Source organism: Kitasatospora sp. NPDC002040 (assembly GCF_040296785.1).
Lineage (GTDB): Bacteria > Actinomycetota > Actinomycetes > Streptomycetales > Streptomycetaceae > Kitasatospora.
Genome location: NZ_JBEOXV010000024.1, coordinates 38,815 through 51,776 on the forward strand (window position 1 = coordinate 38,815; position 12,962 = coordinate 51,776).

General features: G+C 70.5%; 9 protein-coding genes and 2 pseudogenes. 1 reads left to right on the forward strand and 10 read right to left on the reverse strand.

The features are described from left to right. Positions 1-209: 209 nt before the first annotated feature. Positions 210-782: pseudogene (locus ABT118_RS30325) on the forward strand (peptidoglycan DD-metalloendopeptidase family protein); the annotation flags it as partial. Positions 783-880: 98 nt separating this feature from the next. On the opposite strand, the gene ABT118_RS30330 reads toward ABT118_RS30325, so the two are convergent. From ABT118_RS30330 to ABT118_RS30375, 10 genes and pseudogenes are all read right to left on the reverse strand, one after another. After that, on the reverse strand, positions 881-1,549 hold the full coding sequence (locus ABT118_RS30330; protein ID WP_350676019.1) for a TetR/AcrR family transcriptional regulator: 669 nt from the start codon (positions 1,547-1,549) through the stop codon (positions 881-883). Positions 1,550-1,720: 171 nt separating this feature from the next. Beyond that, positions 1,721-2,632, reverse strand: a complete 912-nt coding sequence (gene whiG, locus ABT118_RS30335) for an RNA polymerase sigma factor WhiG (protein WP_502884729.1) — start codon at positions 2,630-2,632, stop codon at positions 1,721-1,723. Between the two features lie 272 nt (positions 2,633-2,904). After that, positions 2,905-3,579, reverse strand: a pseudogene (locus tag ABT118_RS30340) (DNA-processing protein DprA); the annotation flags it as partial. Positions 3,580-3,650: 71 nt separating this feature from the next. Continuing rightward, the gene (locus ABT118_RS30345; RefSeq protein ID WP_350676025.1) at positions 3,651-4,364 is read right to left on the reverse strand and encodes a hypothetical protein; all 714 of its coding nucleotides are present in this window, start codon (positions 4,362-4,364) and stop codon (positions 3,651-3,653) included. Positions 4,365-4,500: 136 nt separating this feature from the next. Beyond that, on the reverse strand, positions 4,501-4,971 hold the full coding sequence (locus tag ABT118_RS30350) for a hypothetical protein (protein ID WP_350676032.1): 471 nt from the start codon (positions 4,969-4,971) through the stop codon (positions 4,501-4,503). Next, entirely contained in the window at positions 4,968-7,058 is a 2,091-nt protein-coding gene (locus ABT118_RS30355; protein WP_350676039.1) for a hypothetical protein, read from the reverse strand. The genes ABT118_RS30350 and ABT118_RS30355 overlap by 4 nt, the downstream gene beginning before the upstream one ends. A 62-nt stretch (positions 7,059-7,120) precedes the next feature. Continuing rightward, positions 7,121-9,034 carry a hypothetical protein gene (locus ABT118_RS30360; protein ID WP_350676044.1) on the reverse strand — a complete coding sequence of 638 codons (1,914 nt, stop codon included), beginning with the start codon at positions 9,032-9,034 and terminating at the stop codon, positions 7,121-7,123. Beyond that, positions 9,031-10,521 (reverse strand): site-specific integrase, encoded by a 1,491-nt coding sequence (locus tag ABT118_RS30365; protein ID WP_350676050.1) that lies wholly within the window; start codon positions 10,519-10,521, stop codon positions 9,031-9,033. Before ABT118_RS30365 ends, ABT118_RS30360 begins: the two co-directional genes overlap by 4 nt. 73 nt (positions 10,522-10,594) lie before the next feature. After that, on the reverse strand, positions 10,595-11,230 hold the full coding sequence (locus ABT118_RS30370) for a DNA-processing protein DprA (protein WP_502884724.1): 636 nt from the start codon (positions 11,228-11,230) through the stop codon (positions 10,595-10,597). Between the two features lie 79 nt (positions 11,231-11,309). Next, on the reverse strand, positions 11,310-12,962 hold the full coding sequence (locus ABT118_RS30375; protein ID WP_350676055.1) for a YifB family Mg chelatase-like AAA ATPase: 1,653 nt from the start codon (positions 12,960-12,962) through the stop codon (positions 11,310-11,312).

Sequence of the window (12,962 nt, forward strand, 5' to 3'; positions counted from 1 at the left end):
GCGCCGTCGGGGGCGGGGTGGGGCGGGCGGGAACGGCGGGGTGGGACGGGGTGGGGGTGGGGTGAGGCGGGGGCGGGACCGGGGTGGCCGGTGACGCGGGAGGACGGATTCACCCCTGTGGGGGATCGGCGCTGTCCCCAGGGCGGGGTTGTCCACAGGGGCGGAGTGGGTGGTGGTTCCGGAGTGGGGTGGGCACCAGCCTGCTCGGCATGAGTTCCCTCGCTCTCCGTCCCCTGTCTCCGCTCCCCGTCACCGCCGTCCGGGGCACCGGGCCGACTCCGCAGCCACCGGACCGGCGGGTACTGGTGCTGCTGCTGGCGCTGCTCACCGCGCTGCTGTTCGCTGGGCTGCCGCAGCCGCCGGCGGCCGGCACCGCAGTCCCCGGCGTCGGGCCCGGCATCGGGCCCGGCATCGGCCCCGGGCCCGGACGTGCCTGGCCGGTGGGTGGACCGAGTGGGCTGCTCCAGCGCTTCGACCCGCCGCCGGTGCGCTGGGCAGCCGGCCACCGGGGCGTGGACCTCGCCGCCTCACCGAGGGACACGATCCGGGCCGCCGCCCCCGGGGTGGTGTCGTTCGCCGGGATGGTCGCCGGTCGACCTGTGGTGACGGTGACTCACCCCGCCTCGGGGAACCCGCCGTTGCGCACCACCTATCTCCCCGTCACCGGCAGCCTGCCGGTCGGGACGGCGGTCGCGGGCGGCGAACCGATCGGAGTCCTGGCGACCGGCGTCGGGCACTGTGCAACGGGCTGCCTGCACTGGGGGCTGCTGCGAGGAAAGCGCTACCTGGACCCGTTGGCTCTCTTGGGCACCGGGCAGGCGAGGCTGCTGCCACTGGACGGGGCTGCCGCCGGAGCACGGACCCGCGCGCGGGTTCAGGCTCAGGCGGAGGGTGCGGCGCTCTCGGTCGGCTCAGCCAGCTCGGTCGGCTCGACTGACTCAGCCGGCTCGGCTGCTTCGGTGCGGTGGGCCGGGCAGAGCCCGTGCAGCACCATCGAGACCGCGGAATCGGAGACCGACTGCGCCCCCTCCTCACCGGCCCGCTCAACCTGGCGAACGGCGGCCTCGACCACTCCTTGGAGCAGCGCAGCCGCCACCCGGGGCTGGTCGTGCCCGATCTCCTGCAGTGCCTGCACCACGAGGTCGACCAGCGAGTGGTGCGCGGCCCTGATCCGGTCCCGTGCGGCTTCATCGAGTTCGAGCGCGGAGATCGCGACGACGGCGCGGTGCCGAGGGTCGGCAGCCAGGGCGAGCTGGCCCCGGACGTAGGCCTCGACCCGGGTGTGCGGAGTGTCGCAGGCAGCCATCCCGGCTTCGATCTCCGCCGCCCAGAGCGGGAAATCGACCGCGCAGAGCTCCTCGACCACGGCGCCGCGGGAACGGAAGTACTCGTACACGGAGGAGCGGGCGAGCCCGGCCCGCGCGGCCAGGGCGGGGAAGGTCAACGCCTCCATGCCGCCCTCGGTGAGCAGCGTCCGGGCAGCGTCGAGGAGCGCTGCGCGCTGCAGCTGACGATGCTCGGCCACGGTGGCCGCCCGGATTTTCGGCACGCCCCTACTGTACGGAGCCCTACGCAATTCCGGGACGGCGCCATCGGAATCGCCGGGCGTGCGATGCACCACCCCAGCGCACTCCCCGCCTCGTGCGCCGGGTGCGGCTGCATCTGACCTGGCTCGGCTTGGCTTGGCTTGGCCGGCAGGCCGACCAGCCGACCGAGTGGATCAGCAGACCTCGGAGAGCTTGGCGCGGAGCTGGATCACCGACTTGGTGTGGATCTGACTGACCCGGCTCTCGGTGACGCCCAGCACCTGACCGATCTCGGCGAGGGTCAGGCCCTCGTAGTAGTAGAGGGTCACCACCGTCTTCTCGCGCTCCGGCAGGGTGTTGACCGCCGTGGCGAGCAGGCGGCGCAGCTCCCGGTCCTCCGCGACCTCCACCGGGTTGTCGGCGCCGGTGTCCTCCAGCGTGTCCATCAGGCTGAGCCGGTCACCGCTCTCACCGGCCGGGTGCAGCAACTCGTCCAGGGCCACCACGTTCGCCAGCGAGAGCTGGCTGAAGATCGCGTGCAGCTCCTCGATCGCGATGCCCATCTCCGCCGCCACCTCGGGCTCGTGCGGCGTCCGGCGCAGCCTGGCCTCCAGCGTGGCGTACGTGCGCTCGACCGCCTTGGCCTTCTGCCGGACCGAACGCGGGATCCAGTCGAGCGCCCGGAGCTCGTCGATGATCGCGCCGCGGATCCGACTGATCGCGTAGGTCTCGAACTTGATCGCCCGGTCGACGTCGAACTTCTCGATCGCGTCAATCAGCCCGAATACGCCGGAGGAGACGAAGTCGGCCTGCTCCACGTTGGCCGGGAGCCCGACTCCGACCCGGCCTGCCACATATTTGACCAGTGGTGAGTAGTGCAGGATCAGCTGCTCCCGCAATCTGGCGTCCCCGGTCTCCTTGTAGGAGCGCCAGAGCAGCTCCAGGGCTGACCGGTCGTCAACAGCAGTTGCCGAGGCGGCGGAGGCCGCCGGTTTCGCCGCCGCGGCGCCTCGACGAGCTGCTGGGGGACGTGACGTCGCCGGGGCGGAGGCGTCCTCAGCCGTAGTCCGGGCCCCCACCCGGCCGGCCTGCCTGGTCACCCCCATCACCCCTGGCGCTCTGTTCTGCGCCTCGGCGGCGGGACGAGCCTCGGCCCCCGGCCCTGGCCCTCCCGAGGACCTGAGGGCACCGGTCACCCTGTGTCCGGGAATGTGTGTGGGCATACGTTGGTCTGCGCCGTTCTGCCGAGTCATGTGCTGATAGGGAAGGCACTGCGAGCGTAGCGTGACCAAGTCACTGCACAGTGCTACCGCCACTCGGTCGTCCCCCGAACCGGTGGTGCACTCGGCGTGGCGTGCTCCGCGTCCGCCCCTCGGCGTCACTCCTTCCGGGTGCGGGCTCCACGCACCAGCCGCCAGTGCGCACCGCACCGTTCGACGAAGCCGAGTGATCCCAACTCGTAGAGCCGCTGCAGGACTTCGTCCACCGAGAGTCCGGCGTGCTGTGCCAGGCGCTCCACCGGAGCGCCCTCGGCGGAGGCGGGCACGGCCTCCAGTACCCGGGCTACCGGAGGGGGCAGCAGGTCCCTGGGGAGAACCGGACCGGACCGGCGTGGCGCCAGGTCGTCCCCGATGGCACCGACCAGCTCGCCGATCTCGGCCGCATCGGTCACCAAGGTCGCGCCACCGCTGCGGATCAGCGCGTGCACCCCGGCCGAGAGTTCGGAGGTCACCGGGCCGGCCACCCCCATGGTGTGCCGGTTGAGGTCACGGGCCCGCCGTGCGGTGCTCAGAGCGCCGCTGCGCATGGCGGCCTCCACCACCACCGTGCCCCGGGTCAAGGCGGCGATCACCCGGTTGCGCAGCACGAAGCGGAATCGGTTCGGGTGCTCACCGGGCGGGAGCTCACTGAGCAGCAGGCCCTGCGCGGCGATACGGGCGATCAGCTCCGAGTTGCCCGGCGGGTAGGCCACGTCCACCCCGCAGGCCAACACTCCGAGGGTCACACCGCCGACCGCGAGCGCGCCCCGATGCGCTGCGGCATCGATCCCGTATGTTCTCTAGCTGGTCCGGCTGTGTTGTGCCAGCAGCCCGGCGGGGGTCAACGTGTTGACGTTGCCCAGAGTCAGAGATGCGAGATGTTCAGCCCGAGAGCGGGCCTTGGCGTCTTCGCCCACTTGGGCACTGGCTGGTGCAGGTGGGTTGCCGCAGAATCAGCGGTAAGGCGAACGATCGAACGGAAGAATCGGACACAGTCGATGGCATCCGAGAGTCGAAGGGTTGGGGCGGCCTTCGCGCTCGGCGACGACTGTGGGTCGCGAACAGCTCCCAGGACCGGATAGGAGTGAATCGTTGCATGTCCATGAGCGACAGCGTGGCGGACCTGAAGCCACTGCCTGATCACCTCGTCGACATGCTTCGGCTCGACGACGACAGAGGTCTTGCCCCGCCCACCGTTCTGGGACCAGGTCCAGCTGGGACGAGGATCGAACCCAACTCGCTTGAGCAGTTCGCGTGACTTGTGCGAGTCGGGGGTGGCGAACTTCTGCAGGGCCACCTCGAAGTCGTGCTCCCACTGGTTCATCGCTCCGGCCAAGAGACGGTGGGTCCCTGGGACAGCCCTCAGCTCCACCAGGGCTTCGTCACGTAGCGCTGCAGCGGCATCCTGAATGAACGCCTGCCAGGACGCGACCGCCAGGACGATCGTCCCCCGGTTGACCGACGGCTCAACGACCAACCGACCGCGGCTTCCATCGCGTCCAGCCCGATGGACGGCTATCAGGTTGTCGCAATGCTGCATGGCGCTGGCGTAGTTGTCGACCGCACCTTGGATGTCCATCTCGCCCACCTTGTTCTGTGGGGTCGGATGCCACCCCAAGGCAACTGATTACCAGTCAGCACATGAGCTGATTGCCGCGATCAGTATGTCCGACAGCTGGAGTCAGCTGAACGACCTTCGGCCAACCGGTGGTTGGTCACTGGTCGTCGGTGAACCGCAGCGAGGGCGCCCGCGAGAGCGGCGTGACGTTGGCGAGGGTGGCATCTCGCGCGGCGATAGCCGCATCGCGCTGTCCCGTGACCGCGGCGAGGTCGGTGGCCAACTGCTCAATCATGATCGCGTAGGTATGGACGACATCGGCCAGCCTGCCGTTCTCCTTGCGGACTTCCGCCAGATCCTCTTGGAGCTTGGCAATCTTGCGGTCCGCGGCCTGGATCGGCTCGGACTTGTGCTCAGCGGCCTTAAACTCCGCCTGGAACTTGGCCATGACCGTGATCGGGTATTTGTGTGTCAGCAGCCACCGCTTGACCTGGGCTTCTCTGGCGAGGTCGAGGATGGTGAGCTTGCCGGAGGAGTGAAGCGGGGTGCCGGCGATCAGCCGGTCGGCCGCCGCCCGCAGCTTCAGCAGCAGGTCAGCCGGGGGCTCCTCTTCTGTTCCAGAGCTCACGGCCGAGCCTCCCGCGCTGCCCGGCCCTGATCGTGCTCGGAAATGATCTTCTCCAGGTAGGCCAGTCGACGGCGTTCGCGTTCCAGGCGGATCGGCGGGCTGGCCTCGTCCGCGACCGCCGCTCGCAGTTGATCGGCCTCCGCGCGGATCGCGGTGATGTTCTCCTCAGTGCGGGCGATGTTGCGGCAGCCAGGCCGGCAGTCGTCGGTGTCAGGGGTGAAGCGGGTGTCGTCCAGAGCCGGCTCCAGCTCACAAAGCGCGGTCGGCGCCGCGAAGACGCAGGTCATAGCCTTGCCGGGATAGATCTGCAGAGACGGGTTCGCCAGGATGTGGCGTGCTTCCCGGCCGGTTCGGACCACCCGGCCTGCGAACTTCTGGACGCCGCCGCCCACCCGGGAACGGAAGGCATCGGCCGCGGGCCCGCTGACATGCTCCCCATCCTTGAGCCGCCGGTCGGCCGACTCCAGCTCGTCCAGCCTGGTCAGCCACCGCTCGAAGGCCAGGTCGTCAGGGAAGCCGGACGCGTAGGTCCCGGCATAACCCTGAGTAATTTGAACGCGAAGGTGTCCGTACTGAATCGCGGCCGCGACCAGCCCGCGCGGGCGCCGGCAGATGAACCAGGCCAGCGTCCGCCGCAGGCGACTGCCCGTCAGACTCACCGGGTCGAGCGGGATCGTGTCGTCACGACCGGCCCGCTGGCAGTAGGTGCTCACCCACTCGACGAAGCGGTTCAGGTCACCGTTGATGGGGGTGTTGGTGCGTGCGCCGCCCTCCCGCGCGTTGGGGCCGTTGACCACCAGCCAGGTCGGGAAGAGCACGTCCTGGTCGTGCAGCCGCTCCTGGACCGAGATCGCGAGGGCGACGGCCTCTGTGGCGATCCAGGGTTCCTCGCGGTGCTGGCCCTCAGGGATCTTGGCGCCGTTCTCGTCCGTCGCGCCCTTCCACTTCTTCCCGTCGACCCGCCACAACCCCGTCACGGGATCACGGCTTGAGCATCCCCTCCGGAGGTTGAGAACCTCCCCGGGACGAGCGCCGGTCAAGTAGGCGACCAGTAAGAAGCACGCGGTGCTGAGAGCCTTCAGCGTGGCCTCGAACTCGTCGTAGCGAAACCCCTTCAGCCAGGGCTCGCCGCCAAGCAGGCCCTTCGGCCGGGTGGCGAGGTAAGCACCGTCGGCGAGCGGGAGGCCGGACTCCAGGAACGCCCGCCGGTAGGTCTGATTCGTCCGCAGCGCGTCCGGCACGATGTCCAGGAGCTTCGCCAGGAACGGCCAGTCCGGCTCCCGCTGCCCCGACTCGTCCAGGCGGCCGGGGAGCTCGCGCCCGGTGCGGCGGAAGTCCGCCAGCAGGGCACCGATCTCCGGGGTCGCGCCGGCCTGGCCCGGGACGCGGACCCTGCGGTGGGGCAGGCCCGGGCTGTAGCGGCCCGGGTGGAACCCGAACAGCGGCCGGAACTCGGCCAGGGCCGCGATGATGTCCTCGGCGAAGTCCTCGACGAATCGCAGAGCCCAGCACAACGTCATCGACATGGTGGTCTCTTGGATCCGCGGGGTGCGGTTCTCCGGGTGCCGCTCCGACTTTCCCAGCAGGATCCGTGAGTCCTTGCCTCCGAACGGCGGCATCGCCGGGAGCCGTCCCTCGGGTGGCAGCAGCTCGCGAAGCGCCCAGAGGCGGCGGACCGCCTGCAGCAGATCGCACCGGTAGCCGTGGCTGATCTCGGCCTCGCGTACCGAGTCCAGGTAGGCGTCCAGGTCCTGCGGGGTGACGGTCTCCAGCGAGTCGATCCCGTGCGTGTCCAGCCAGTCCAGCAGTCCACGTAGGTTCCGCAGTTGGGCGGTCATCGTGTAGACGGCCAGCCGGCCGTTGATGCTGGCCCGTCGCAGGATCGGCAGGCCCTCCTCGCAGTTCAGCTCCAGCCACATGTAGGTCTTCGCCATGAGGCGAAACCGCTCAGGGACGAGAAGGAAGTTCAGGCTGACCCGGTTGAGGTGGTCCTCGAAGATGGCCGGCGTCAGGTTCCACCGGTCCTCGGCGAACCGCGACATCTCGGCCCGGGAGGTGCCCGGCCTCAGCTTGCGGTTCAGCAGCACCGCTGTGTCCGCGGCGGGCAGCAGGCCCGGCCGGACCTCCAGCCGGGCGAATTGATCGTTTGTCATCGGTGGTCCAACTCCTGGTCGAGAAGACGCCGTACCAGTTCGCGGTCCGCGTCCGTGGCCTGTCCGGCGGCCCGGGCGACAGCTGCCGGACCGGCCTGGTCCAGCAGGTCCTGCAGCTGGTTGAACGGGAACGCGAACCTCTCGGCCCAACGCAGGGCGGTCATGTGGGTGCGGCGCTCGCCGATCGTGTCCCGGGCGACGACCTGGATCGGGAGGTGGTGCGGCATCGCGCGAGCGCTTCCGCAGTCCAGGCACTTCAGGAACGACGCCCGGCAGGGCTGGCCCGCAGGGCTGTGCGAACTGTTGAGGTTGTCGGTGCAGCCGGCCAGCACGGTGTCCGCGTCCCGGGCGACCAGCAACCTGAGCATCTCGGTCGTCACCCCCAGCCGCCGCGCGACCGCTTCCGGGTGCCGCAAGGCCTCGGCCAGGTCCGCCTCGCTCATCCGCGCGATGCTGCCCGCGCTCTTCGCCTTGACGACCTCCTTCTCCAGCACGTCGGCGACCAGCTCCTGGTACTCACGCAAGGACGAGCGGTCCCGCCGAAGGTAGGTGTCGGCCAGCGTCCGCTGTGTCTGGGCGACCGGCTTCTGCTCACGAGCACTGTGCGTCACCCGCATCCGGCCGACGCTGACGATCAGCCGCTGCGGCTTCCCGTCCTCCCCCGCCTCGTCCGCCACCAGGTTCAGGCCTTGGCCCCACCCGCCCACCGCCGACTGCGGCAGCAGGTCTCGGAATCCGCGCCCGGACCGGACCTGCGGCTCATCGCCGGGCAGCCGTGCCGTCTGGCTCAGGCCGGACTTGGGAACCCAGTAGACCAGCAGCCGGTCACTGCCCATGATCCGCCGGGCCGCCGCGCTCAACTCCCAGGCCAGCATGTAGAGGCCGAACGGTGTCAGCAGCTCGTCGCGCGCCGACACCTCCACCTTCTCTCCCGGCGCCGACGCCCAGGTCGGCAGATCACTCCAGGCCGCGGTCATGTAGCGGCGCCGTCCGCGCCGGGGCTTGCTCAGATCCACCTGGGCGGTGGCCACCGGCCCCGCCCCGCCGTCCGGCCGATGGTGCGCGGCTGGCGCCCGGATGATCGTCCCGCCGTTCTCCCCCGTCAGCCGGACCAGCAGCACCACGAACGCGCAGGCCTCGGCGCGCGACAGGTGCAGAGCCGTCGTCAAGTCCACTACCGAGCCGTGCCGGGCAACCACCGGCAGAAGAGCCTTGCCCGAACTGTTCCTCGCAAGCTCCCCCGTCAGGTCGACCATGTCCAGGATCCAGCCGAACTCGTAGACATCCGGCTCACCGACCGGCGAGATCGCGCCCTCCCGCCATCTCTTCAGCACCAGCCGGTTGTCCCGGATCCGCTTGGCCGCCGCCCGGACCACCTTCCGCGCCGCGTCCAAGACCGCCTTCTCCTCGGCGGCGTTGTAGCTGCCCCTGGACTGCAACTGGTCCCGGCGCATCGGCACCCACTCGGCGCACTTCGCGGCGAACCGCGGATCCAACCCGTCCATGTGGACCAGCAACGCCCGCAGCAGCCCGATCACCATCCCGCCCGTGGCCAGGGACTTCCTCTGCAGCGCGAACTCCTCCAGGTGCCGGGGCCGCAGCTCGGCTGGCGAGGTCGGAGGCGAAGCGTCAGCGACCAGAACCTCGATGAAGTAGCGAAGCTGCCGGAAGCAGTTCTCCGCAGCTCCGAGTGCCTTGATCTGCCCCGACGGCCCCGTGTGGACATCGAAAGCCCGTGCCAGCGCCTCCCGCATCGGCCTGGCCAGCGCGAAACCGCCGAAGTCGAAGTCCTTCCACCGGCCGTCCTGCTCGGAGCGGAACCGCACCACGCAACGGCCCTCCTCCAGGAACAGCCGCTGCGGCGGCACGTAGCCGGCCGACGGCATCGCCGCCCCACGGCCGCGGCTCACCGAGGCACCGTCAGCGGATCGCCCAGCACCCGGCGGTCCGGCCCGAACACCGCCGCCATCAGATCCGGGATCCCGCTGTGCTCCGCGTGCATCAGCAACAGCTCCAACTCCAGTGCCTGGAACGGCTCCAGGTATGTCTCCTTGGTCGTGCGCTGGTCCAGATGCCCCAGCAGCAGCTGCACCAGGTCCCAGGTGCTGCCGAACTCGTGCCTGAAGTCCCGCTGTTCCTGCTCGTCCAGGTGGGCGAGCCGCTTGTCGTAGAGAAGCCGGCCCACCGAGTACCAGCGCAGAGCGAAGCTGTGACGGAGCATGTGGGCGGCGCCGGCAAAACCAACCAGCCCCAGCGCGGCCAGCCGCTTGTTGGCCTCGGTGAAGGTGTGCTCCCAACCGTGCGGGTCCCGCGGCAAGCCGTCCTCGTTCAACCACAGCGCGACCGGCTCCAGGCCCTCCGGCGTCTCCCTCAGCAGCCGACGACGGGCCGCCGGCCTCAGCGCGTCCAGCGATACCTCGCTGACCGAACCGTCCGCCGACCGCAACCTCGCCCGCCGACCGGCCAGCACCCGCACCAGCACCCGGGCCCCCTGCATCCGCTCGTACCGGCCCTCGGCCTGACCACGGCGGACCGCGCTCGCCCGCTCGCCATCGCAGTAGTTCAACGTCCCCAGCAGGGTCCGGCGCGGCATCCAGTAGCGGCGCGAGCGTTTGCCCTTCGCCGTCTGTTCGGCCAGGTGGCAGGTGTAGAAGCCCCGGCTCGGGTCGTCCGGCGGCAGCTCGACCAGCAGGACTGAACCCCACTCCTCCAGCCGCAGACCCGTGCCATAGAGGCCGTCGGCGAACGCTCCGTTGCGCTGCCCGGTGCGGCCCCGCCAACTGCGGTCTTCCTCCCCGTCCAGGGTCAGCCCAAGAAGCCCCACATCCCTGTAGCGCTCGTAACCAGCCGGATCGAACCACTTCACGTCCCGGTCGCGCGTCGCCTTCGGCGCCGTAACCGGGCGCTCCGGCACGCTGCCGTCCCAGCGTCGCCCGCGGCCCCGCCGGGTCCGGATCGGGTTGCGGATCCCGTACTCAGCCGACGCCCACCCGTAGAACAGCTGCATCGCGGTCAGGTTGTCCCCGTAGGTGCCCGGCGCGACGGTGCGGGGATTGCGTTCGTCCTGCACCCGCCAGACCTTGAACGCCTCCTGGGCGTCCTCGTCCGTGTCGTCCCACGGGCGCCCGTAGGACGACAGGAAGGTCAGCCAAACCACCAAGCCGAAGGCGTACTTGCGCCAGGTCGCAGGCTCCAGGCCACGGATCTCATCACTTTCGAACCAGCGGTTCACCCGCAGATCCGCGGCCCCCAGCGGGTCCAGCAGGAACGGCTGACCCGGCCGCCGACGGCGTACCGAAGCCCGCTCCAGGACGTCCAGATGTCGCAACACGACCGGATCGCTGTGCCCACGGCCCGGATCCACCTGGTCGCCGTGGAAGAAGACCTTCCAGCTCACACCCTGATCTTGCAGACCACCAGGTCAGCACCGACTCACCCTCCAACTCGTTCACCCAAACGAGTGACATGGGCTAGGTGACGCCCACCAACACGGCTCTGCAACAACACAGAACTGGATAGAGAAGCGACGCGGCACCCGAGACCACGACCCAGCCGCGCTCGGCCAACTGGGCCGAGAGCTCGCCGGCGACGTGCGCGCCGTACGCGGTGCAGGCCCGGGCACCGACCACCGCCACTGAGCGCAGCGCGAGCATCCGCAACGATCCGGCACCACGGACCCAGAGGCCGATCGGTCGGCCGTCTCCCAGGTCGTCCAGCTGGGACGGCCACTCGATATCGCCCGGAATGATGAACCGGCCACCGGCGGCTTCCACCCGTTCCAGGTCGGCGTCGGTGTCGAGCAGTGGAAGCCTGGCCCGGTAGGCGCCGAGGCGGTCCGCGTCCAGATCGAGGTAGCCAGGCACGGTACGGCGGTGGATGGCCTCGATCAGCGTGACTGCGCCGACCTGACTGAGCCAGCGGCCGATCACCGCGTCACCCGGCTCGATCAGCCGGGTGAGTGCCGCCCGGGCGCGGCGCTCCGCGCCTTCCGCCGGGTGGGTGGCCGGATCGGCATCCGACTCCGCCGGTGGGGGCGTGGACGGGCGCATCCTCGGCTGGGCAGGGGAGTTGGCGGCAGCTGTCGGGGTGGGGTTGGTGCGGTTCACCTGCGCCTCCACAGTGACGACGGATCAGACGGGCGGGCGGAACTGCCTCCCGTGAATTCGGCCTGCCCGGCCCCGGCCGTCAGAACTCACCACCCAGGTCCTCGTCCGGCTCCCCGTCGGACCGGACGGCCAAGTCATTGACAGGGAGGCCCCGCTGCACTCCGGTGCGCAGGACCAAGGCGGTGCGGACATCGATCCGGCTCGGCTGTTCGCGCCCGGCCAGGTCAGCCACCGTCCACGCCACCCGAAGCACCCGGTCCAGGCCGCGGGCGGTCAGCAGGCCGCGCTCCAGTTCCCGTTCGGCGTCTGCCAGTGCGCCCGGGGCCAGCTGCCAGCGGGTGCGGAGTGTGTGGCCTGGGACCTCCGCGTTGGTGCGCCATGGGGTCTCGGCAAGCCGAGCGGCCGCCCGTGCTCGGGCGGCCAGCACCCGCGCGGCCACTTCCCGGGTACCTTCGGCTCCGCCCTCCCGCCCCATCAGCTCCGCCCTGGTCACCGGTGCCACCTGGACCTGGAGATCGACGCGGTCCAACAGCGGCCCGGAGAGTCGGCCCTGATAGCGATTCACCATCGTCGGTGTGCACTCGCAGCCTTCACCTCGACGGGAGTGGCGGCCGCACGGGCAAGGGTTGGCCGCGAGGCAGAGTTGGAACCGGGCGGGCAACCGCACCGAGCCGGCCGAGCGCGCGATGGTCACCTCGCCGGACTCCAGCGGCTGACGCAGAGCGTCCAGCACGCGCACCGGGAACTCGGGGGCCTCGTCCAGGAAGAGGATGCCCCGGTGCGCCAGTGAGACGGCGCCCGGCCTGGGCAGCCCGCTGCCGCCACCCACGATCGCGGGCATCGTGGTCGAGTGGTGCGGCGCGTAGTACGGCGGGCTGTCGATCAGGGGCCGGTCGACCGGAAGCAGCCCCGCGACCGAGTGCACGGCCGTCACTTCGAGCGCCTCGGACTGGGTCAGCGGCGGGAGCAGCGCCGGCAGCCGCTCGGCCAGCATGGTCTTGCCTGCGCCGGGAGGGCCCTTCAGGTAGAGGTGGTGGCCGCCGGCGGCCGCGATCTCCAGGGCCCGGCGCGCCTCGTGCTGACCCGCCACGTCAGCGAGGTCGAGTTCGGCGGCCCGCTCGGCGGAGAGGCCCCGGACGCCGCCGCCAGGGAGCATCAATCCGGCCAGCGCGGGATCCCGGCGTCCGATGCCATGGCCGACGGGCTCGTCGGGTTCCGGGGCACCGGTGAGGATGGCGATGAGCTGCCGCAGGCTACGGACTCCGCGCACCGTGACGTCCGGGACGAGCGAGGCCTCAGGTGCGGTCTGCTCGGCGACGATGACCTGGCGGTACCCGGCGTCGGCCGCCGCGAGGACGGAGGGCAGGACACCTCTGACGGGGCGGACCCGGCCGTCCAGCCCCAGCTCGCCGATGATCAGCAGGTCGGCGATGGCGGCCGGCTCGAGCCGCTCGGCGGCTGCCAGCACAGCGCAGGCGACGGCCAGGTCGAAGCCGCTGCCGCCCTTCGGTACCGAGGCCGGGCTCAGACCGACCGTCAGTTTCCGCTGCGGCCAGGCCTCGCCACTGTTCACGACGGCGGCGCGGACTCGGTCCCTGGCTTCGGAGAGCGCTTTGTCGGGAAGACCGACGAGGGCGAAGGTGGCGAGGCCGGGCTCGAGATCCGCCTGGACCTCCACCACGACGCCGTCCACTCCCACCAGGGCAACGGAGCAGGTGCGGGCGAAGGCCAT